At 59.5% G+C, this 22,244-nt stretch carries 19 protein-coding genes; 8 read left to right on the forward strand and 11 right to left on the reverse strand.

Annotation, left to right across the window (positions count from 1 at the left end; translation table 11 throughout):
* Positions 1-35: 35 nt before the first annotated feature.
* Positions 36-1,028 carry an MBL fold metallo-hydrolase gene (locus KUF73_RS01795; RefSeq protein ID WP_218436317.1) on the forward strand — a complete coding sequence of 331 codons (993 nt, stop codon included), beginning with the start codon at positions 36-38 and terminating at the stop codon, positions 1,026-1,028.
* A gap of 47 nt (positions 1,029-1,075) precedes the next feature.
* The gene (locus KUF73_RS01800; RefSeq protein WP_218436318.1) at positions 1,076-2,002 is read left to right on the forward strand and encodes a LysR family transcriptional regulator; all 927 of its coding nucleotides are present in this window, start codon (positions 1,076-1,078) and stop codon (positions 2,000-2,002) included.
* Between the two features lie 136 nt (positions 2,003-2,138).
* Here KUF73_RS01800 and KUF73_RS01805 read toward each other — a convergent pair whose 3' ends face one another.
* From KUF73_RS01805 to KUF73_RS01830, 6 genes are all read right to left on the reverse strand, one after another.
* On the reverse strand, positions 2,139-2,888 hold the full coding sequence (locus KUF73_RS01805) for a hypothetical protein (RefSeq protein WP_256345297.1): 750 nt from the start codon (positions 2,886-2,888) through the stop codon (positions 2,139-2,141).
* A gap of 364 nt (positions 2,889-3,252) precedes the next feature.
* The gene (locus KUF73_RS01810; protein ID WP_218436320.1) at positions 3,253-3,417 is read right to left on the reverse strand and encodes a hypothetical protein; all 165 of its coding nucleotides are present in this window, start codon (positions 3,415-3,417) and stop codon (positions 3,253-3,255) included.
* Positions 3,414-4,544, reverse strand: a complete 1,131-nt coding sequence (locus KUF73_RS01815; RefSeq protein WP_218436321.1) for a hypothetical protein — start codon at positions 4,542-4,544, stop codon at positions 3,414-3,416. The genes KUF73_RS01810 and KUF73_RS01815 overlap by 4 nt, the downstream gene beginning before the upstream one ends.
* Positions 4,528-8,133, reverse strand: a complete 3,606-nt coding sequence (locus KUF73_RS01820; protein ID WP_218436322.1) for a toxin VasX — start codon at positions 8,131-8,133, stop codon at positions 4,528-4,530. The genes KUF73_RS01815 and KUF73_RS01820 overlap by 17 nt, the downstream gene beginning before the upstream one ends.
* Positions 8,130-8,996: a DUF4123 domain-containing protein gene (locus KUF73_RS01825; protein WP_218436323.1), complete on the reverse strand. Its 867-nt coding sequence runs from the start codon at positions 8,994-8,996 to the stop codon at positions 8,130-8,132. The genes KUF73_RS01820 and KUF73_RS01825 overlap by 4 nt, the downstream gene beginning before the upstream one ends.
* Positions 8,993-10,996, reverse strand: coding sequence for a type VI secretion system tip protein VgrG (locus KUF73_RS01830; protein WP_218436324.1), 2,004 nt, complete (start codon positions 10,994-10,996; stop codon positions 8,993-8,995). Before KUF73_RS01830 ends, KUF73_RS01825 begins: the two co-directional genes overlap by 4 nt.
* Before the next feature lie 292 nt (positions 10,997-11,288).
* Between KUF73_RS01830 and KUF73_RS01835 the strand changes: the two genes are divergently transcribed.
* The 4 genes from KUF73_RS01835 (at position 11,289) to ycaC (ending at position 14,841) form a co-directional block, all read left to right on the forward strand.
* Positions 11,289-11,705: a DoxX family protein gene (locus tag KUF73_RS01835; RefSeq protein WP_218436325.1), complete on the forward strand. Its 417-nt coding sequence runs from the start codon at positions 11,289-11,291 to the stop codon at positions 11,703-11,705.
* Positions 11,698-12,309: an antibiotic biosynthesis monooxygenase gene (locus KUF73_RS01840; protein WP_218436326.1), complete on the forward strand. Its 612-nt coding sequence runs from the start codon at positions 11,698-11,700 to the stop codon at positions 12,307-12,309. Before KUF73_RS01835 ends, KUF73_RS01840 begins: the two co-directional genes overlap by 8 nt.
* A complete protein-coding gene (locus tag KUF73_RS01845) occupies positions 12,306-14,144 on the forward strand; it encodes an amidohydrolase (RefSeq protein WP_218436327.1) in 1,839 nt (612 codons plus the stop codon). The genes KUF73_RS01840 and KUF73_RS01845 overlap by 4 nt, the downstream gene beginning before the upstream one ends.
* A gap of 70 nt (positions 14,145-14,214) precedes the next feature.
* Positions 14,215-14,841, forward strand: a complete 627-nt coding sequence (gene ycaC, locus KUF73_RS01850) for an isochorismate family cysteine hydrolase YcaC (protein WP_218436328.1) — start codon at positions 14,215-14,217, stop codon at positions 14,839-14,841.
* A 129-nt stretch (positions 14,842-14,970) separates the two neighbouring features.
* Here the strand turns inward: ycaC and KUF73_RS01855 are convergent, their stop codons facing one another.
* Together KUF73_RS01855 and KUF73_RS01860 are read right to left on the reverse strand one after the other, a co-directional pair.
* A complete protein-coding gene (locus tag KUF73_RS01855; protein ID WP_218436329.1) occupies positions 14,971-16,398 on the reverse strand; it encodes a mechanosensitive ion channel family protein in 1,428 nt (475 codons plus the stop codon).
* 106 nt (positions 16,399-16,504) lie between these two features.
* Positions 16,505-17,527, reverse strand: a complete 1,023-nt coding sequence (locus tag KUF73_RS01860; RefSeq protein WP_218436330.1) for an alpha/beta hydrolase — start codon at positions 17,525-17,527, stop codon at positions 16,505-16,507.
* A 216-nt stretch (positions 17,528-17,743) separates the two neighbouring features.
* On the opposite strand from KUF73_RS01860, the gene KUF73_RS01865 reads away from it, so the two are divergent.
* Positions 17,744-18,646 carry a LysR family transcriptional regulator gene (locus tag KUF73_RS01865; RefSeq protein WP_218436331.1) on the forward strand — a complete coding sequence of 301 codons (903 nt, stop codon included), beginning with the start codon at positions 17,744-17,746 and terminating at the stop codon, positions 18,644-18,646.
* A gap of 61 nt (positions 18,647-18,707) precedes the next feature.
* On the opposite strand, the gene KUF73_RS31265 is transcribed toward KUF73_RS01865, so the two are convergent.
* From KUF73_RS31265 to gspG, 3 genes are all read right to left on the reverse strand, one after another.
* Positions 18,708-19,358 carry a hypothetical protein gene (locus KUF73_RS31265; protein WP_256345299.1) on the reverse strand — a complete coding sequence of 217 codons (651 nt, stop codon included), beginning with the start codon at positions 19,356-19,358 and terminating at the stop codon, positions 18,708-18,710.
* A 124-nt stretch (positions 19,359-19,482) separates the two neighbouring features.
* A complete protein-coding gene (locus tag KUF73_RS01880; protein ID WP_218436831.1) occupies positions 19,483-20,670 on the reverse strand; it encodes a type II secretion system F family protein in 1,188 nt (395 codons plus the stop codon).
* A gap of 14 nt (positions 20,671-20,684) precedes the next feature.
* Entirely contained in the window at positions 20,685-21,134 is a 450-nt protein-coding gene (gene gspG / locus KUF73_RS01885) for a type II secretion system major pseudopilin GspG (protein WP_218436334.1), read from the reverse strand.
* 205 nt (positions 21,135-21,339) lie between these two features.
* Between gspG and KUF73_RS01890 the strand changes: the two genes are divergently transcribed.
* Positions 21,340-21,948 carry a lytic transglycosylase domain-containing protein gene (locus KUF73_RS01890; RefSeq protein WP_218436335.1) on the forward strand — a complete coding sequence of 203 codons (609 nt, stop codon included), beginning with the start codon at positions 21,340-21,342 and terminating at the stop codon, positions 21,946-21,948.
* Positions 21,949-22,244 lie beyond the last annotated feature (296 nt).

The following is a 22,244-nucleotide window of genomic DNA, read 5'->3' on the forward strand; positions in this document are numbered from 1 at the left end:
GCGGCCGCTGTTTTGATTCGATCAACGGTGGATAGATGAAACATTCATTGCAGACAACGCTCGGCGCTCTCGGCCTGGCACTGGCGCTGACTTCGACCGGCGCGTCGGCGCAGGCTCCACAAGTGGGAACGCAAGTGCCCGGTTACTTCCGCCTGGCGCTGGGGGATTACGAAGTGACCGCGTTGTTCGACGGTTACAACGATCTGTCGCCGAAACTGCTCCAGGGCATGAGTCAGAGCCAGATTCGCGCGCTTTTGGCCCGCCGCTCTATTGAAACGCCCGGTGTGCAGACCGCGTTCAACGCCTTCCTGATCAATACCGGCAAGCAACTGATTCTGGTCGACACCGGGGCCGGGCAATGCATCGGTGCCACCGCCGGCCAGCTCTCGGCGAACATGCAGGCTGCCGGCTACAAACCGGAGCAGGTCGATACCATTCTGCTTACTCACTTGCATCTGGACCACGTTTGCGGGCTGGTGGATGGCAAGCAACAGCCGATCTTTGCCAATGCCACGGTGTATGCCGCCAAGGCTGAAGCCGACTATTGGCTCGACCCGCAAGCGCTGGCGAAGGCGCCCGAAGCGGCCAAAGGATTCTTCAAAATCGCCCAGGACTCCACCGCGCCTTACATCGCCACCGGGCGCTTCAAGACCTTCGCACCGGGCCAGTCGCCGGTGCCGGGCGTGGTCGAAGCCGACCTGCAAGCCGGGCACACGCCGGGCAGCACCACCTACCGGTTCACCTCTCAGGGGCAGAGCATTCTGTTCATGGGCGACCTGGTGCATAACCTGGCGGTGCAGTTCCTGCATCCTGAAGTGTCGATCGGTTTTGACGTCAACAGCCAGCAAGCGATCAACAGTCGCGCCAAAGTGTTCAGCGCGGCAGCCGCGAACAAAACCTGGGTGACGGCCGCGCACTTGCCCTTCCCGGGCATCGGTCACATCACTGCCGAGGGCAAACATTTCCAGTGGGTGCCTGTGGAATACGGGCCGTATAAACGAGCGGCGAATGTGCCGTTGATCGAGTAGAGTTCGCAGCACTTGCGCCTGGCTCAACACACAAGGGAACCGTGCCTATGAACCGTAACGATCTGCGCCGCGTCGACATGAACCTGCTGGTGATTTTCGAAGCGTTGATGTTCGAAAAGAACCTGACCCGCGTCGCGGAAAAACTGTTCATGGGCCAACCGGCGGTCAGTGCTGCCCTGGGTCGCTTGCGCGATTTGTTCGACGATCCGCTGCTGTTGCGCAATGGTCGCGGTATGGAGCCGACAGGGCGGGCGCTGGCGATACTCAAGGAACTGCAACCGGCGATGGACACCATCTCCGGCGCCGTCAGCCGGGCCAAGGAATTCGATCCGACGACAAGCTGTGATGTGTTTCGCATAGGTTTGTCTGACGACGCCGAGTTCGGTTTGTTTCCGCCGTTGTTGCGCCAGTTGCAAGAAGAGGCTCCGGGCATTGTCGTGGTGGTACGCCGGGCCAATTATTTGCTGATGCCGGCGCTGTTGGCATCGGGGGAAATCTCGGTGGGCGTGAGCTACACCACGGATCTGCCGGCGAATGCCAAGCGCAAGAAGCTGCGTGATATTCCCTGCAAAGTGCTGCGTGGCGATAAGCGGCCGGGGACGCTGACCCTGGATGAATACTGCGAGCGGCCTCATGCGATGGTTTCGTTTTCCGGGGACTTGAGCGGCAACATCGATCTGGATCTGGCTAAACTTGGCCGCTCCCGGCGGGTGGTGCTCGGTGTGCCGCAGTTCAGTGGCTTGCGTGCGTTGCTCGCGGGCACTGAGATGATCGCCACCGTTCCTGATTATGCGGCTTGTGCGTTAGTGGAAGGGTGTGGCTTGCGGGCTGAAGATCCGCCGTTTCCCATCGACGCCGCGCAACTCTCGATGGCCTGGAGCGGGGTGCATGACAACGATCCGGCGGAGCGCTGGTTGCGGTCGCGGATCAGTCAGTTCATGTCTACGCCTGTGAACGATTCGGCTTCTGCCTGACTGCATCCGTCCCCTGTTGGAGCTGCCGCAGGCTGCGATCTTTTGATCTGCTTTTTGAAAATCAAGATCAAAAGATCGCAGCCTTCGGCAGCTCCTACAGAGGGGCGGGCAGCGTGAGTTTCGGGGGCAATCCATCTCATGCCTGGCGTTTATCCTTTGGATTCAAGCGCTGCACTTCGGCAAATATCTCAGTAATGGGTCGCTGCGGCTGACGTTTGTGCAGGGCGCGGACCTGTTCGCTCATCTTCAGCAATTCCGCGCTTGGCTGGGCCCATTGTTCCTTGGGCAACGGCTCGGACCATTGACGCATCACCTCGGGCAAAGCTTTTTGGCCCATGACTTTGAGGCGACGCACGTCCCATTCGGTGAGGTGGTTGGGTATCGTCCACAGGGTCATCACGTGGTACAGGTACCAGAAAAAACCGGACAGCCGATTGCGTAAACCGTCGCGAATTTCTTGGTGCATGCGAGCGCGGGCGTTGTAGAAGGTGTGCAGGCCTTCGTGGGGCGGGTCGTTGGGGCCTTGCAGGTCTTGCGGGTCCTGGATGGCTTTGAGGTCGTGGATTTCGTATTCCATGTAACCGCGGATGGCTTCCCAGTGGCTGATGGCCAGGGACAGCCCGAAGCAGGGGAATTCAACACTGGTCAGGCGCTCGCCGTTCTGGAAACCGATGCCCATGCCGTACTGGCGGTGAATGCCGTATTGCGTGGCACCTTTGGCTTCGATGATCCAGGCCGAGAGGGATTCCCAGGGGACGAAGACGGGCTCGGTGGCACCTTCGGGCATGAAGCAGACTTCGCGGCGTTGACGGTTGAAGCGGGTGGGGATGATTTCGGCGCGTTTTTTGAAGTTGTAGTGCCAGACGGCCAGGCCGATGAGGAGCATCAAAAGGCACGATACTTGAGCGTTGTTGTAGCCTACATGAAACATTCCCGTCATTGAGTCCCAGATATCTTCCCAACCATAGCCAAAAATAACCCCTAAAAATCCAGTAAATAGCGGAAACAGAAATACAACTGAGAATGCGACGTTCAATGGTCCTCCTAATATGACCTGCCACGAGAACACTTGCGGAGACCCTAACCCAAAGTCCATATACACCTCATTCAGCTCCCCAATATGAGAACCATGAGGTGGCAAAGGCGTCGGCAGTGGCAACGGTGCGAGGTAGGTGATTTTGCCGCTGGGAAAGGGTTCGATATCGCCCGCTTTCCGAGATGGTTCGAGATGTGGCGCAGGCAGGTCGAGCTCAAGATTGTTGGGCATGGTCGGCCAGCTCCAGTAGTTCGGTGGGTAGCTCGTAGCGATAATCGGCCAGAGGATGGTCATCACGCTCATCACTGTTCAGGCCGATCAGGTTGATTCCGCGTTTTTCGCTGAACATCGGGTCTTCGAACACGTCCATGCCACTCATCTGCGCCGCTTCCCCGTCGGATTCGAGCGCTGCACCTCGGCAAAAATCTCGGTGATCGGTCGCTGCGGCTGACGTTTGTGCAGGGCGCGGACCTGTTCGCTCATCTTCAGTAATTCCGCGCTTGGCTGGGCCCGTTGTTCCTTGGGCAACGGCTCGGACCATTGACGCATCACCTCGGGCAAAGCTTTTTGGCCCATGACTTTGAGGCGACGCACGTCCCATTCAGTCAGGTAGTTGGGAATCGTCCACAGGGTCATCACGTGGTACAGGTACCAGAAGAACCCCGACAGCCGAGTGCGTTCGCCATCGCGAATTTGCTGATGCATGCGAGCGCGGGCGTTGTAGAAGGTGTGCAGGCCTTCGTGAGGCGGGTCGTTGGGGCCTTGCAGGTCTTGCGGGTCTTGAATGGCTTTGAGGTCGTGGATTTCGTATTCCATGTAACCGCGGATGGCTTCCCAGTGGCTGATGGCCAGGGACAGCCCGAAGCAGGGGAATTCAACACTGGTCAGGCGCTCGCCGTTCTGGAAACCGATGCCCATGCCGTACTGGCGGTGAATGCCGTATTGCGTGGCACCTTTGGCTTCGATGATCCAGGCCGAGAGAGATTCCCACGGGACGAAGACGGGCTCGGTGGCGCCTTCGGGCATGAAGCAGACTTCGCGGCGTTGACGGTTGAAGCGGGTGGGGATGATGGTGATGCGTTTTTTGATGTTGTGGTGCCAGACGGCTAGGCCGATGAATAGGAAAACGAAACCGGTTAGCAGTGCAAGACCTTTGACTTCGTGAAAGATCCCGGCAATGGCATGGGAGATATCGCCCCAGTTCATCCCGAACAAAAAAAACAAGAACCCGCCGATTAGTGGGAACAAGAACATGATCATAAAGGTGCCGCTAAAGGGAAGTCCCAAGGTGAACTGCCACGAAAACACCTGCGGAGATCCCAATCCGAAATCCATATGCACGTCATTTAGCTCCCCAATGTGAGAACCATGAGGTGGCAACGGTGTGGGCAGTGGCAAGGGCGCCAGATAGGTAATCTTCCCGCTCGGAAACGGTTCGATATCACCGGCCTTTCGAGATTGCTCAAGATGTGGCGTCGGCAGGGTGACCTCAATTTTGTTGGGCATGATCGGCCAGCTCCAGTAGCTCGGTATCCACAAGCATCATCGGCGGATGCTCGATCGCCGAGTCAAGAGGCAGGGCGGCAAAGTGCCCTTCGCCATGAGGATCGATTCGAATGACCCGCGTTTGAGATAACCACTCGCCCTGCGTATTCAAAATCTGAATGCAGACGGCCAGTTCGAGGGTTTCATTTGCCGGGCTAATTTCAGCCTTAGGGGTCAGCGGGTATTGCAGGCATAGCACCAGACCATCGGGGCTTTCCTGGACGATGCGCAGGCTGTTGGCGACTTCTTCGCTGATGACGGTTTTGCGCGCTTGCGGAGTGCCGCGGCTTTGCAGAGGCATGGAAATGCGATGGGCACCGATGCCTAAACGCTTGGCAGGTTTACCGCCCAGCGGTGGCAGGAAGTCGTTGAGCGTGGCCCTTGGCAGTACCAGATGGATGTCGCTGGGTTTGGCTTTTAGCAGCAGGTTTTTCAGCCAGGAGTCATGTTCGTTCTGACCGAGTTGCGCGTAGGGAACGTAAAACAAGAAAGCCAGATAGTTACGGTAGTCGGCCAGGGAGTGGTCACCCCGTTCATCGTTGTCCAGGCCCCAGGGCGTGGTTTGCAGCCACTTATCGTGCGCGCCGAGGTTGTAGCGGTTATAGAGCCACATACCGCTTAACTCCAGCACGGTGAACAGTGCACCGGCTAGATTGAAACGGAAGAATATCGTCGAGAGGCGCGTGCCGGCGGTGGCCCAGGCGGCAGTGCGTGCCGCCGCGTCCCGAGTAGTCAGTAATTTGTAGATGACGTGGGCAGTAGGAGTAAATCCAGCGACATTCACAGTCGCCATTCCGCCAGAACCCACCATGGCAAGCGCTGCACTGTATTGTGCCGAGCGATTTCCACTCTGAGCCGCAGTCTGCCAGTTTTGCTGATAGGTGATAAAACTCGATATTGAGGATAAGAATCCAAAAAGATAAGTAAAGCCACCCAACCCAACATGCATCTTCCCCATCTGCACATGCACACTCCTCAAGGCATGATGCTGAAGCCCCGAAACGAGTGCAGCGCTGCGTACCCTCAACGCTGTATCTGCAAGGCTCTGCGCCAGAAGAAACCCCGCCGCCCCAGTAGTCGCCAGCGCATTGGCAAAGGGCATCCAGACTCGTTTGTCTTTGGATTGATCCATCAGCTCACGGGTTACTTCCACCAAATTCACCCCCTGCACCAAAAACACCAATAACCCCACCCCCTCGGTCTTGATCAAGCTCGCATTCGGCACACTCTGTACCCCCAACCGGATATTCCTCAGCAACCCCCGCACTTCCTGCTGCTGCGCGGGCGGAAACACTGCCGTCACTCCCGCCCGGGCCGGTGTCGCGCCGTACAGGCGTGTCGACTGATCCGGCAGTTCCGCTATCGGGCTCAGCGCCCCGGCCAGTCGGCCTTCAAGTTCAGTCAGCGCCCCACGCACCCGCGTGATTTCGTTCTGTAGCTCAATCGCGCGCGGTGTTTTGTGGCCCTGTTGGTTTTTGTTGTGGATGAGACGTTTGCGTTCGCGGGTCAGGGTCTTGAGGTAGTCACGTTCGCTCAGCAGGTCCTTGAGGGTCGATTGCAAAGCGGCGTGTTCGGCCGGGGTGGCCACGGTGAACGTCACCCCGGTGGCTCTCGCCGCATCGAGGATCCGGATGGAGAGGGCCTTGGGCAGGCTGCGGAACAGCTCGTCGAGATCGGGGATTTTTTCCCCCGACAGGTCGAAACCTGCCAGCGCCCGGCTCAGGCCCAGGTTCAGCGCGGGGCTGAAGCTGTGTTGCGCGGCATCGGCGACGGCGCGGGAGTGTTCAGGCAAATCGTCGAGGGCCGGCAGTTGCGGTTGTTCGATTTTTTGCAGGGTTTCCAGCCAGTGCGGCAGGTTGTTGAGCAGGCCCATGCCGGCGTTGAACAGCGTGGAATATTGCGCCGCCAGCTCCGGTTGCAGGCGCAGGGGCAAGGTGTAGAACAGCGGCCGCGTCAGCTCCGGGTGTTTTTCCAGATAGTCGAGCAGCGCTTGGCTGGCGGCATCGCTGCGGCAGATGTCCTTGAGGCAGGCGTATTCGGCGCTGAAAGTCTGGCCCAGCTGCTGCGGATCGTGCCCGTCGTAGTACCAGGCCGAGCGGTGGTAGCGACCGGCGCACACCAGATTCGTACGATCGGTGGTGATGCGTTCGAGCAGGCGGTTCCAGCGCCCGATGTCATCACGGTGACGTTCCAGCACTTCGTCCATGGCCGGGCGGTCGATCAGGTCGTTGACCCCGCGCTTGCCGCTGAACACCGGGCCTTCGAGCACGTCGCGCATACGCCGGTTCTGGTCGCGGCCGAGCTTGACCAGGGTTTGCAGGTGGCGCTCGACAAAATCGTCGGGGGCCACCGCGAAGTGTTGCCGCGTGTAGTAACGGCGGTCGGCCTCGGCGGTGGCGCGCTCGTGGGCCTTGGGATCGACGCCGTAACCGTCGAAACGGTTTCGGTCGAACGAATCTTTTAGAGCCTGATCACGCAGCTCTTGCAGTTCCGGCGATGCCGGTTCGCCCGTCGGCTCGACCTCGCCACCCTTGTTCAGGTAATCGAGCAGGGCTTTGCGGGTGTTTTCGCGATCCGGTTCGGGCAATTGCTCCAGGTCGTCAAACATCGCCCTGACCGGCGGATGGACGTTGGAATTGGCCAGCTTGTCGATGTCCTCGGCACTGAGCCGGCTCAGGGATTCGATGTAGCAGGCCAGCATGTAGTCGCGCTCGTTATTGCCCGTGTTGCTCCACTCGTCGAGCCAACCGACCACCCGGTCCTGATACTCGGCCAGATCACGCAGCACACCGAGATCATCTTCAAGGACCAGAAACAGCGTGTCGTCCTGATAAGGGGCGCGCACCTGACCGAGAAACTCGCCGACGTGCGCGTCGCGAAAGCGCCGGGGTCGTTCCCACAAATAGGGTTCGCGCTCGTGCTCGGGGGCGTCGCTGACCTGTACGGTGGGTAATGGAGTGACGAACGGGTCATCGTCCCATAGCTGTTGTTCCGCAGTTGTCGCCGCGAGTTCCGCCAGCCAGCGCTTGCCTTGCTCGACGGTAAGCAGGTGCGTGCCACCGGTCAGGCAGTGCACCGGGCCGAGGTCGACGGCCTGCATGAAGTGGTCACGCTCGTCAGCACTGTCGAGCACCTGATGACATTTGGCAGCGGTCCACTGCACCTCGGCGAAGGTTACATGCAAGGTGCTGCGCCGGGAAAAAATCAGCGTCGGGCGCTCCTCGTAAGGCGCGCGCTGATCGCTGTCGACCTTGGCGCCTTTGTGCAACAGCGCACAGACCAATCCATTGCGTATCTGATACTCGTGCAAGTGCCCCGTAGCGCTGTCGATCACATACAACCAGCCATCGCGCAGCATGCGAATGCCCAGCGGGCGTGTCGTCAGGGTGTAAGGCAGTTGCAGTTTGGCGCTCGGGTCGAGGGGCTTTTCCACAAGGCCGTAGCACACGGGCAACAACTGCACATGGGTTTGCCGCAAGGGGCAGGCGCCGAGGGAGCCGATGGCGGTTTTGGAGGCCGCGGCGGCATCGAGGTTGGCAGGATGGGTCATGTTTGTTCCCGTTCAATGGCCCAGCGTTGGGCCAGTTCAGTGGCCAGCACAACGCACTCGCCGGGTGGTTGCAGGGACGGCGCTTGCAGTAAGTGGTTGATTCGCGCGCGTTGTTCGAGTGTGGCGCCCGCGAGCCAAGCCATGACGTTGGCGTAATAGAAGAGTTCTGATTTATCGCTCAAGCCCAGGGCGTGGGCCTCATCCAGTCGCTGCTCGAGCATTGGCCAGCGCTGGAGCACGGTTTCACCGCTATGGTGTTCGGGAAAGTGACGCAGTAGATGGGCGTCGAGTTCCAGCAGCGCACGACGTCGATCGACCCGGTCCAGTGCCGCATTTTGTTCCGGGCTCAGGCGATAAGGGTTCGGCATTTCCGGGCACTCGGGCCGACGAGGGCGATGACGGTGCCAGTGGGTACTGGCACTGTCGGCGATCACTACGTCGCATAGGGGACCGAACAAACGTTGATCGCCGCTGTTGAACAGCGCCTGCATCACCGCTGCATCGGCCAGTCGCAGTAGAACGGTCTGGCCCTCGGGCAACTCGACAGTCAGCAGTTGCTTCAAATGCCGGGCGATGGAAAGTGCGGGTGCATGACTGAATAGCAGCCAGCCCCACTCGTTGTGCGCCTGTCGCAAAAAGAATTGGAAGACCGGTTCATCCGGTTGTTGGACCCTCACCAGCAGCGGTGAAATATCTCGCAGCGAAGCAAATGGCGGCCGGTCATACAGAGGGAAGATGCAGGCGTCGGGGTTGAGCTTTTTTATCCGCCCGGGCAAGTCGCTCACGGTTGCACCGTCGAGCAACAGGAAAGCTTGTTGCGCATGCCAGGGCAGGTTTTCAGGCAGCGATGTCGAGAGGCTCATGCTCGGGCAGCCTCGCAGATCAGGCAGCGTGAAGTTCGGTTTGAAATCAGGGCCTGGCGTTGCTGTACAGGGTCGAAGGTCAATTTCAGCAGGGGCAAGGCTCCCGGCATCAAAGGCTCGGCCGACATCACTGAAGCAGGGGCACCGCCCTGCAGGATCGGTACGCTACTGGAAATGCCATCCGGCCCCAACGTCAGCCAGTGACCGCCGGCCTTTACAGTCAGGTGTGCGCCGCTGGCGATGAGTGCTTGTTGTTCTGCGCTGAGATGGATTTGCTGCGTGGCACTCAACATTATCTGGGTGGCGCGGATGTGTTGGTCGCCATGAACCAGCAGATGGTCGTCCTGCCTGAGTTCGGCCAGGCGGTTGCCGTGGGTGAGGTGATGTTCGTCGCCGCGCAGATCGTGACTGCAAACGCCACCGATCATGACATTGCGCTGGTTGTCGATTTGAACGCGCTCGTCGTTGCGTACGTGCTGGACCAGATCCCGTTGCGCTCGCAGGGCGATTTCCTCAGCCCCTTTGCGGTCCTCGATGCGCAGTTCGTTGTAGCCACCGCCACCTGGGTTGCTTTGACTGCGAAAAATGCTGCGGGTCTTCTCGGCTGGCAAATTCAATGGCACCGGGGTGACCGCGTTGGCCAGGCAACCCAGGACAAACGGTTTGTCGGGATCTCCGTCGGTGAACCCCACCAACACTTCCATACCGACCCGCGGTATTTGCACGCTGCCATACCCGTCATGCGCCCAACCGGTCGCGACGCGTAGCCAGCAGCTTGAGTGTTCGTTGTACTGGCCATCGCGGTCCCAGGGCAGCTGAATTTTTACTCGACCGTATCGATCACAGTAAATTTCCTCACCGGGTGGGCCGGTAACCACCGCATTCTGGTTGCCCTTAATGCGAGGCTTGGGGTGTTCCAGAGGCGGGCGGAATATCACGTCCCAAGGTGTCGCGACAAAGTGATTGCGGTAGCCCTGACTGAAGTCGTCATCGGGATGCCAGTCGCTGATCGACTCCTTCAGTACCTGAGGTTGTTTGCCAACATGTTCGACTTCGATCAACAACCACAGCCCATTCCATTCCCCGCGTGGGTGTTCGCTCATGTCAAGAAAATGCCCGCTGCGCATAACGCTTTGATCACTGCGGCCACTTGCCTGCCGGTAATCGCTGCGATGGCGTTCCAGTACACGTCTGGTTAGTTTGTTGCCGCGCTCCCGATCCGTGAACGGGCCTGGAAAGGCGTAGTCTTCAAGGTGCGGCAGCAGCGGAGTTTGGGTCTCGCTATCGAGTTGCACCCGTGGTTTTTCGAAGTTGTAATGACGTCGACTGACATGAGTGGTACGGGCTTCGAGTCGCAGATTGAATCGGTCGATCACCGGTTGCTCAGCGACCAACCCGCTGACTTGCACGTACGCCGTTGGTTGGTGAGGTTTCGGGAAAAAGGTTTGATCGTCGCCGAATGCCAGCAGGTGCCCGTCGCAGGTGTGCTGGAAATGAAAGTGAATGCCTTCTTCTTCACACAGCCTTTGAATGAAGTGCAGGTCGGTCTCGTCGTACTGCACGCAGTAAAGCCGTTGTGGGTACTCGATACTCAGTTGAAAGCGCCAGACATCAGACTGCATGGCGTGGTCTTTCAGCACGTTGGCAATGATCTGCGGCACACTCAGTTGCTGGAAAATACGCAGGTTGTGGCGGTGGGCCAGATAGGCGAGGCGAGGCGCCAGGGTTATCTGATAGTGGGTCAGGCGCTTGCGTGAGTCGCCCTGGGCGACACGATAGACCTGCCCGTGAATACCGGTGCCATCGGGGCCGAAAGTCAGAAATGCCGAGCGGTGTAAAAGTGCTTCAAGATCCAGGGCGGGGTGTTCGCTGACCAGTTCGAGCTTGACCTCGTAGGGCCGGTTGAGTGATTCGGTGGCACGGAACTCGAGCACCTGAAGGTCATGGGGAAACCCGTCAATATCGAGTGTGAAAGCGACTTGGCTGGCCGTACTGGGCATTTCCACTTTCCCTGTGTCTTAAAAAAGGCAGGGGACTTTGCGTGGATCTATCAATTGGCGCAGTCAGTTAAGTCGACTTTTAGTGTAGGACGCGTCCGTTATGCCGATGGATGCGGTCATTGATCCAATGGGTATCAGGCCGGTCTGCAGGATTGTGCACTGCAGCAATATCGCGTGAGTCGCTCTTGCAAAAAGAGCACGTACATCCAATTTTTCCCATCCTCCCTTCGGCACTATCAAACCTGTCCGCGACGCATTGACGTCGGTGGTTTTTCCTTTGTGCGAGTCGGCCATGATTGCTTCTCAATGGGATGAACGGGCCCGGGACCTCGGGCTGCTTTTTTTGCGGGTCAGCGCCGGGCTGTTCCTGTTGTGGGTGCATGGCTTGCCGAAGTTGCTCAACTACAGCGTTGAGTTGCAACGCATCGAAGACCCGTTCCACCTGGGGGCGAATCTGACGCTGATGCTGGCGATTTTCACCGAGGTGTTGTGCCCGTTGTTGATCGTCGTCGGTGTGCTGGTGCGTCTGGCCTGTTTGCCTATTCTCTTTGTGCTGCTGGTGGCGCTGTTGATCGTGCATCCGCAATGGAGCGTGGCCGAAGGGCAGTTCGGCTGGCTGCTATTGATTCTGTTCACCAGCATTTTTATCGCCGGGCCGGGGCGGCTGGCGATCAATCATCGATTTGCCGGAGCCTTTCGTTATGCCTGAATCCAGTTCGCTCGACTTGCCAGCACGAGGCTTCGAAGAAGTCGTTACGCTGATTATCAAACACCGGGTCAAGGCTGGTTTTGAAGCGCCTTACGAAACCTGGCTGCGCAATATTGTCAGTGTCGCCGGGCAGCAAGAAGGGCACTTGGGTGTGGACGTGATGCGCGGGAAGAACGCTGGCCTCGATATGTACACGTGCGTATTGCGTTTTTGCTCGACGGAGTCGATGCAGCACTGGCTCGATTCTCCGCAACGCCAGGCACTGGTCAACGAAGCCACGCCGATGCTGGCGGACGGTGACCAGACCGAGGTCAACCCGGTCAACGAGTTCTGGTTCGCTCCACAAGGAGAAACGAGCTCGCCACCGCCGCGCTGGAAACAGGCTGTGGTGACACTGTTGGTGATCTTGCCGCACACCTTGCTGGTGCCATTGCTCTGGGGGCCACTGCTACAGCTCAACGCCGTTCTTTCCAATTACTTGGTTGCGACGTTCCTGATCACACTGACCATCGTGCTTTCGGTGGTGTACCTGTTCATGCCGATGGCGACGCGTTTGTTCGCGCCTTGGCTGTCACCTTCCACTCTGCCCAAGGAAACGCGATGAACGCCGATCTGATTCTGTTCAATGGCCAATTTCATACCGTTGACCGTGAAAACCCCCTCGCCAGTGCGGTGGCCATCAGCGATGGTCGCTTCGTCGCGGTTGGCAGCGACGCCGAGGCCATGGCGTTGCGCGGTGCTGGCACGCAAGTGATCGATCTCCAGGGCCGTTGCGTAATACCCGGTCTCAACGACTCGCACTTGCACCTGATCCGTGGCGGCTTGAACTACAACCTTGAACTGCGTTGGGAGGGCGTACCTTCACTGGTCGATGCCTTGCGTATGCTCAAGGATCAGGCCGATCGCACGCCGACGCCGCAGTGGGTGCGGGTGGTGGGTGGCTGGAACGAATTCCAGTTCGCCGAGAAGCGCATGCCGACCCTCGAAGAGCTCAATCAGGCCGCGCCGGATACGCCGGTGTTTGTCCTGCATTTGTACGACCGTGCCTTGCTCAACCGAGCGGCGCTGCGCGTTGCCGGTTATACCCGTGACACGCCGAACCCGCCGGGCGGTGAAATCGTCCGTGATGCCAACGGCAATCCAACCGGCATGCTGGTGGCGCGGCCCAACGCGATGATCTTGTACTCGACGCTGGCCAAAGGGCCTAAGTTGCCGCTGGAATATCAGGTCAACTCGACCCGCCAGTTCATGCGCGAACTCAATCGCCTGGGGCTGACCAGTGCCATCGATGCCGGCGGTGGATTCCAGAACTATCCGGATGATTATCAAGTGATCGAGCAGTTGGCCAAGGACCAGCAACTGACCATCCGCATTGCCTACAACCTGTTCACCCAGAAGCCCAAGGAAGAGCTGACCGATTTCAAGAACTGGACCAGCAGCGTAAAACTGCATCAGGGCGACGACTACCTGCGGCACAACGGCGCGGGTGAGATGCTGGTGTTCTCGGCGGCGGACTTCGAGGACTTCCTTGAGCCGCGCCCGGACTTGCCGCAAAGCATGGAAGACGAATTGGAACCGGTGGTGCGCCATCTCGTGGAGCAGCGTTGGCCGTTCCGCTTGCACGCCACGTACAACGAGTCCATCAGTCGCATGCTCGACGTGTTCGAGAAGGTCAACCGCGACATACCGTTCAATGGTTTGCCGTGGTTTTTCGACCACGCCGAAACCATAACCCCGCAGAACATCGAGCGGGTGAGGGCCTTGGGGGGCGGCATCGCGATTCAGGACCGCATGGCGTTTCAGGGGGAATATTTTGTCGAGCGCTACGGTGCCAAAGCGGCCGAAGCGACCCCGCCCATCAAGCGCATGCTGGCTGAAGGTGTACCGGTCGGCGCCGGCACCGACGCTACCCGGGTGTCCAGCTACAATCCATGGACTTCGTTGTACTGGATGGTCAGCGGCCGCACCGTTGGCGGCCTGGAACTGCACGCCGAAGGCTTGTCGCGCCTGACCGCGCTGGAACTGTTCACCCACGGCAGCGCCTGGTTCTCGTCCGAACAGGGCAAGAAAGGCCAGATCAAGGTCGGGCAACTGGCGGACGTGGCGGCATTGAGCGCTGACTTTTTCAACGTCGACGAAGAAGCGATCAAGTGGATCGAGTCGGTACTGACTGTGGTCGGTGGCAAGGTCGTGTATGCCGCCGGCGATTTCGAAAAACTCGGGCCGGCCCGCGTGCCGGTGCTGCCGGACTGGTCGCCCGTGGTGAAAGTGCCGGGTCACTGGCGGCCGAATTCGCCGCTGCAGGCGCAGGTTCACCAATGCAGCGGACCGTGTGCGGTGCATACCCACAGCCACGAGAAGGCGCGCCTGTCGAATGCACCGGTCAGCGATTTCGCCGGTTTCTGGGGCGCGTTCGGCTGCTCTTGCTTCGCCTTCTGAACCAGAACAGAAAGGCGTCGGCCCTGAGGGACGGCGCCACACGCAACAACCATCCACCAAGGAGTTTCACATGAGCAACGTTCCTTACAAGCGCCTGAACAAAGACGATGCAGTGGTGTTGCTGGTCGATCACCAGACTGGCTTGATCTCGCTGGTGCAGGATTTCTCGCCCAACGAATTCAAGAACAACGTGCTGGCCCTGGGTGACATCGCCAAGTTTTTCAAACTGCCGACCATTCTCACCACCAGCTTCGAATCGGGCCCGAACGGCCCGATGGTGCCGGAACTGAAAGCGCAGTTCCCGGATGCCCCTTACATTGCTCGCCCTGGCCAGATCAACGCCTGGGACAACGAAGATTTCGTCAAGGCAGTGAAGGCCACCGGCCGCAAGCAACTGATCATCGCCGGTGTGGTGACTGACGTATGCGTAGCGTTCCCTACGCTGTCGGCGCTGGCCGAAGGGTTTGACGTGTTTGTGGTCACCGACTCTTCCGGCACCTTCAACACCGCTGTGCAACAAGCGGCCTGGGCGCGTATGTCGGCGGCCGGTGCGCAACTGTTGAACTGGTTCTCCGTGGCGTGCGAACTGCAAGGCGACTGGCGCAACGACATGGAAGGCCTGGCCAACCTGCTGTCGGCACGCATCCCGAACTATCGCAACCTGATCAACAGCTACACGGCGTTCACCGCCAAGTAAGAACGTAACGTTTACCCCTGCAGGAGCTGCCGAGTGAAACGAGGCTGCGATCTTTTGACTTTGTTTTTTTAAGAACAAGATCAAAAGATCGCAGCCTCGTTTCGCTCGGTAGCTCCTACAGGTGTTTCATCAACGTTTCTGCAACCATCCCAAAAAACCACCTTTCTTGATCGGCAATGGGTTGCTCATCAATGCCAGCCGGCTGCTCTGCTCCCGCACTGCCTGCAACTTGTTCATCGCCCGGCCGACTTCGCCGCGTTGCTCCATGCAACTGCGGGTCAGGGATTTGTCGAGGCGGTAGATGATGCTTGAGGTCATGGCGGTGAAACGAGCCTGGGACGGGGTGTCGGCGATGATGCTTTGTTCGCCCATGACTTCGCCGGGGCCCATGCGCCCGGCTTCGGTTTGCCCGGTGCCGTCGGGCAGGGTAGCGCTGACCACGCCTGTGGCAATGACGAACAGGCTGTCTGGTACTGCCTCCAGCTCCAGCACCACTTCACCCGCCGCGTATTGCTGCGCCACCATGCCCTGCGCCAGCCTGTCACGTTCCTCTGCACTCAGGGAACGGAAGATTTTCACCTCGTCGAGCAATGCCCGCGCGCGGGTCGAGGGTTCGATCACACCATCGAGCTGCCGGGAAATGCCGGCCGCTTCAAGATGCCGATGGGCCAGGTCGAACAACTGATTGCGCACTTCGCTTTTTTTGCCCAGCTCGGCGATAAACCCGCTGGCCACGTATTCGGACATGGTTTCGCCGGCCTCTTTGAGCACCGCTTTCGGTGCCGGATTCAACAGCAAACTGCTGCTGCCCTGAAGGGTGCGGTCCAGTGCATCGAGCACGCGTCGTGGGCGAATATGGTTGGGCACCTGAATGCTGATCGACACACCGTGCATGTTGCTCGGGCGACTCAGGTTCACGATCTTCGCCTTGGCCGCCACCGAGTTCGGCACCACCGCCGTGGTCCCGACGCTGGTCAGTAGATGGGTGGCTCGCCAGTTGATGTCCAGCACCTTGCCTTCGACGCCGTCGATCATCACCCAGTCATCCACCTGATAGGGCTTGGTGGTGTTGAGCACAATCCCGGAAAACACATCGCTCAACGTGCTCTGCAACGCCAGACCGACGACGATGGCGACCACGCCGGAGGTCGCCAGCAAACCTTTCACCGGCAGCTCCAGCACATAACCCGCTGCGGCAACAATGGCGGCCAGAAACACCAGCGCGCCGATGACATCCTGCAACAACCGTCCGCTATGACCGATACGGCGCATCAGCACCAGGCCAATGATTTCGGTGAGCACCCGTGCGGCGTACAACCACCAGAGAATCCCCAGCGCCGTGGCCCCCAATTGCGCCACTGGGTCATCAGCCAACAGCGGTGCCTGCAACGGGCTGACGCCGGCGTTGATGATGAGCGTACTGAAGATCAGGAACAGACCGGTGCGCAAACCGACTCGGGTGACGCGGTGCTGGAACGGCGCGAGGTGCCAGAGCACGGCGTCGATCACTAGCAGCAGCGCGCTCCAGGACAACAGGTGGGTGTAGAAAAGGGACATGGGCAACGCTCCGTGGTGCTCGGGAAAAAAGATCGCAACCTGCGGCAGGTCCTACATTTGGAATGCGTTTCCCTGTAGGAGCTGCGCAGGCTGCGATCTTTTGCTTTTAGGGCTTCAAATGAGTCTTGAGTTCCAGCGCTGCCTGGCGCACCGCCGCCTTCACTTGCGGAATCTGGCTCAGCGGATTCAAAAGGCCGAAGTCATGAATCATGCCGTTGTAGCGCACTGCCGTGACCGGCACACCGGCCGCATCCAGGTGGCGGGCATAGCCTTCGCCCTCATCGCGCAACACGTCGAACTCGGCAGTCTGCACCAGCGCGGCGGGCAAGCCTTTGAGCTGTTCGGCGCTGGCATTCAGCGGCGAAGCATGGATCTGCGCACGTTCGGCCGGGTTGGTAGTGTAGTTGTCCCAGAACCACTGCATCATGCCTTTGGTGAGGAAGTGACCCTCGGCAAATTGCTGGTACGAGCCATCGTCGAACTGCGCATTGGTGACCGGCCACATCAGCAACTGGAAGCGCAAGGCCGGAGCTTTCTGTTCCTTGGCCATCAACGCAACGACTGCCGCCATGTTGCCGCCGACGCTGTTGCCAGCTACTGCCAGACGCTTGCCGTCGACGCCGATTTCTTTGCCGTGCTCGGCCACCCAGCGGGTCGCGGCGTAGGCCTGGTTGATCGCCGTCGGGTATTGCGCTTCCGGGGATGGCGTGTAATCGACATACACCGCGACCGCGCCGGAGCCCACTACCAGGTCGCGAATCAGGCGTTGGTGAGTCGGGAAGTCACCCAGCACCCAACCGCCACCGTGGAAGAACATGAACACCGGCAACTCGCCTTTGACCTTGGCCGGACGCACGACTTTGAGGTGGAGGGTTTGACCATCGACCTGGATTGCCCGGTCGCTGACGTCCACACCCGACAGGTCCACCTTCACCGAAGACTGGGCGCCGGTCAGCACCGCACGCGCGTCTTTCGGGCTCAGTTGCTCAAGCGGCTTGCCACCACCGGCGGCGAGGGCTTCGAGGAAGGCCTGGGTGTTGTGTTCGACACCGGGGCTGCCGGCGGCAAACGCGTTACCGATGGAGAGGGCGAGGAGGGAAGCGGTCAGGGTTTTTTTGACGATGTTCATTAGGTAAATCCTTTTTAATTAATGGTCTGCGGTCCGTGTCGGCGCTGCCGAAGGCTGCGATCTTTTGATTTTTTTTTGCATCGCTGAAGATCAAAAGATCGCAGCCTTCGGCAGCGCCTGCGGGTATCGGTGTCAACACCGTGGACACAGATTAATAGGGTGTCGAAAAGGGAAAAAGCGGCTATAAGGTGTTTGACTGTCAACCAAGGCGTGACAATGAACCCGTTCGAAGATATGCGTATTTTTTGCCAGGTGATGGACTCGGGCAGCTTCACCGCAGCGGCCGATCAGTTGGGCCTGTCCAAGCAGTTCATCAGTAGACGCTTGATGCAACTCGAAGAACGTCTCGGCGTGCGGCTGCTCAACCGTTCGACCCGCCGGCTGGACGTCACGCCCCTGGGCCAGAGTTATTACGAGTCAGCCCTGCGCCTGCTGGGTGAGGTCGAGCAAGTGGAGCAGGGCATCGCCGGGCAGACTACCGAGCCGCGCGGGACCATTCGCGTCAGTGCGCCGCTGTCGTTTGCCCTGGCGCACTTGGGGTGCCTGCTGCCGGTGTTTTTGCAGCGCTATCGCGAGGTCACGGTGGAAGTTGATCTGAGCGACCGTCCGGTGGATTTGCTTGGCGAGGGCTACGACCTGGCATTGCGCATCGGTACGCTGGAAGACTCGACGCTGATTGCCCGGCGCATTGCCTCCATCGAGCGTGTGTATTGCGCCAGCCCGGCCTACCTGGCCGAGCGCGGCACGCCGCTCAAACCGGAAGACCTGCACGATCATGACTGCCTGCCCTATGGTCATGGACGTCAGGTGCAGTGGCGTTTCGCGGGGCAGGGCAAGCCGCTGGCCGTCAACGTTACCGGACGGATGCGGGTTAACAATGGTGAGTTGCTCAAAGACGCGGCGATCGCCGGGATGGGGATTACGTACTTGCCGACGTTTATCGTGGGTTCGGCGCTGAGAGACGGGCGACTGGTGCCGGTCCTGGACGCGTTTCGGCCGGAACCGCTGACGTTGTCGGCGGTGTATCCGCAGCATCGTCAGTCATCGCGACCGGTGCAGGCGTTGATCGAGTTTTTGCGTGAGCGGCTGGATCAAAGCGATCCACACAATCCACTGTAGGAGCTGCCGCAGCCTCCGGCAGCTCCTACAGGGTTATGTGTTGTTGGGTGATCAAAGGGTGTCAGGTCCTTTTGTCATCGCCCGCTTCGCCGCCGACATGGATGCCGCGGTCATCGCCGACCTCACCATTGGCGTGAATGCCGCGATCGTCGCCAACTTGCCCAGCCTGATGAACGCCGTGGTCATCACCCACTTCGCCGCCGACATGAACCCCGTGGTCATCACCGACTTGTCCGGCGTGATGCACTCCGTGGTCATCACCGACTTGTCCAGCCTGATGAACCCCATGGTCATCACCCGGTTCGGCATGGGTGCTGTTGCGTCCGGAGTTGGATGAGGCTGTGCTGCCGGTGTGCCCCGACGCATGGTCGCTGCCGCTGGTGCCGCTGGTGCCGCTGCTGCCAGAGCCACTGTGACCACTGCCGCTGCTACCGCCATTGCCGCCGCCACCATTGCCGCCGCCATTACCACCATGACCGCCGCCACCGCCACCGCCACTACCGCCGCCGCCGCCACCGTGGCCACCGCCACCGCCACCGCCGCCACTACCGCCGCCGCCACCGTGGCCACCACCGCCGCCACCACCACCGCCGCTACCTCCTTCCCTTGCCTGAGCGCTCGACATGCCGGACAGGTTGTCCGGAATCAGTACGGTAGACGCTGACAGAACTGCGCCAATAGCAACAGCCAACAAAAGCTTGTTCATGTGCATATCGATCTCCGTCTTCTTCTTCAGGTTGAACTTTGATAAACACTCCAGTGCAGTGCTTTATTCGGTTAGTCAGTCAAAACGTCGATGAACGGTGCAACGAATAGCTCGACCTTGCTCCTGACGGTCAGTGAATGCTGGAGGCCAGCTCGAATATCGGGATGTACATCAGAATCACGATCACCCCGATCAGCAAGCCGATGAAGGTCATCAACAAGGGTTCAAACAACCGCACAAACCATTCGATCCAGCGGCTGATTTCTTCGTCATAGAAGTCGGCGCTGCGCTCCATCATTTGCCCGAGGTTGCCGGACTGCTCGCCAGCACGCAGCAGACGCAGGGACACCGGCGTCACCAGGTGATTGAGTTCCAGCGCCGTCGACAAGGATTGCCCTTCGCGCACCCGTTCGCAGGCCTGGTCCAGGCGCGAGCGGGAGGCAACGGTGAGCAGGTTGCGGACCATGCCCATGGCGGTAACGAGGGGAATGCCGCCTTGCAGCAGAATCCCCAGGGAGCGGTAGAAGCGCGCCAGTTCGTACATGAAGATGCGCTGGTGCACCGCCGGCAGCTTTTCGATCAAACGGTCGACGCCGCGACGAAAGGCCGGTTGGCGCTTGAGCAGCACGAGGGCGACGATGATCGCCGCAAAGGCGCCGAAGAATTCGCCCTGGTGGGCGTGCAGGAACATGCCGCTGCTCATCAGTATCTGCGAAAGCCACGGCAGGTCGGAACCCAGCCCTTCGAACACCAGGCTGAAGCGCGGCACCACGTAGCCCATCAAAAACAAAACCACGCCACCACCCACCACCAGCAACAGCATGGGGTAGATCGAAGCGCTGACGATCTTCTGGCGAACCTCGTCCATGCGCTGGCGATAGCTGACATAACGACCCAGCGCATCGCCTACGGCGCCGGTCTTTTCGCTGGACTGGACCAATGCAACGTACAGCGGAGGGAAGACCGCGGACATCTGGGCCAACGCCTGGGAAAACGATTTTCCCTCATAAAGCAGGCGTACCAGCCCGTTCAAGGTTTTGCGGGCCTGCGGCGCGTTCTCTTTTTCCGCAAGGCTTTCCAGCGCATCGATCAACGGCAGGCCGGCATTGAGCAGCGTGGTCAGTTCCTGGCTGAACAACACCAGGTTGAAGGTCTCGCGCTGTTTGACCCGCAGCGCGCGCCAGTGTCGTTCGGCGTGCACGCTGACCACTCGCAGGCCCTGGTCTTCGGCGATGCGCCGGGCTTCACTGTCACCCGTTGCCTCGACGGTCATTGAAACGACACCCGCCTTGCCTACCGCTTTGAGGTGAAAACGTATGGTGGCCATTCCCGTCACTGCCAACTGGTGATTTCGGCGTTTTCACCTTCGCCGCCCGGCTGGCCATCCTTGCCCATGGACAGCAGGTCGTACTCGCCGTTTTCGCCTGGGTAGCGATAGTTGTAATTACGGCCCCATGGGTCCTGCGGCAGCTTTTTCTGCAAGTACGGACCGGTCCAGTGGGTTTCATCGCTGGGTGCGGTGACCAGTGCCTGCAAACCCTGTTCGGTCGACGGGTAATGGCCGACTTCCAGCCGGTACAGGTCCAGCGCTTTGCCCAGGCCTTCGATTTGCGCCTTGGCCACTTTCACTTCGGAACGGCCCAATTGAGCGAAATACTTCGGCGCGACGATACCGGCCAATAGCCCCAGCACCACCAGCACCACCAACAGTTCAAGCAGGGTGAACCCGCGCTGGGCGCGCAGGGAAAAATCACGCGGGGCGAAACACAGGCGCTGTTTCATGATGACCTCACACAGTCGGCAGAAGGGTCGCAATAAAGGCTTATGCAATTGCCATGCAAAGGGTTGGCAAACCGTTTGGCATTCACCTGAACCCCCGTACTACGGCCTTTTGCGCTTTCGGCACAGTGCTTGCGTATGGCTGATTCACGACTGGTCATTGGGGCATTACCCCCATTTTTCGGGGCCGGGCAGGGGAGACAGAACAATGAAAACACTCACCACAGGACTGCTCGGTTTGATGCTGTTGACCGGCGTCGCTCAGGCCGATGTGTTCGTTTCCGTGGATGCCAAGGGCAATTTCGTTTTGTCCAATGTCCACCGCCCCGGACGCCACTATGAACGGGTCATTCATGAACCTGAAAAGGCGCTGGTCAGCCTTGATCAGCAACCGCAAATGATCGCCGCCAGGCCCTATGCCGAGCTGGTTTCAGCGGCGGCCACGGCCAATGCGTTGCCGGCGGCGCTGCTGCATGCGGTGATCCAGACGGAGTCGCATTACAACCCCAGTGCCGTGTCACCCAAGGGCGCGGGCGGGCTGATGCAGTTGATGCCCGACACCGCGCGTGAAATGGGCGTGGCCGATGTCTACGACCCCAAGGCCAACATCCAGGGCGGCGCCCGTTATCTCAAACGGCTGATGACACTGTTCGATAACGACATTGCCCTCGCCGTAGCCGCCTACAACGCCGGGCCGCAGGCGGTGCTCAGCCGTGGCGGAGTGATCCCGCCGTTCGCCGAAACCCAGCGTTATGTGCCCAGCGTGCTGCGCCAATACCGGCGTCTGCAGGGGCTGTCGGAGGACGCTCCGCTGTGAGCGGGGATCGTGGGGCAGAGTTCCCCCACATTTGGGGGAGAGCTGATGAAGATCAAAAGATCGCAGCCTGCGGCAGCTCCCACATGGAGTCCGCCAACAAATGTAGGAGCTGCCGCAGGCTGCGATCTTTTGATCTTGGGAAAAAAAACAGCCCGCAAATCGGGGGAAATAAGTGGGGAATATTCCCCGGTTCATCAATTGATTGTCGTAAGGGTATGAAAAACAAGTAAAAAAATTATGGCATGCAGATTGCTCCAAGCCATTTGTCGAGAATTATTCCCTGTGAGCACCCACAG

Origin of the sequence: Pseudomonas sp. PD9R, assembly GCF_019200975.1 — a bacterium.
Lineage (GTDB): Bacteria > Pseudomonadota > Gammaproteobacteria > Pseudomonadales > Pseudomonadaceae > Aquipseudomonas.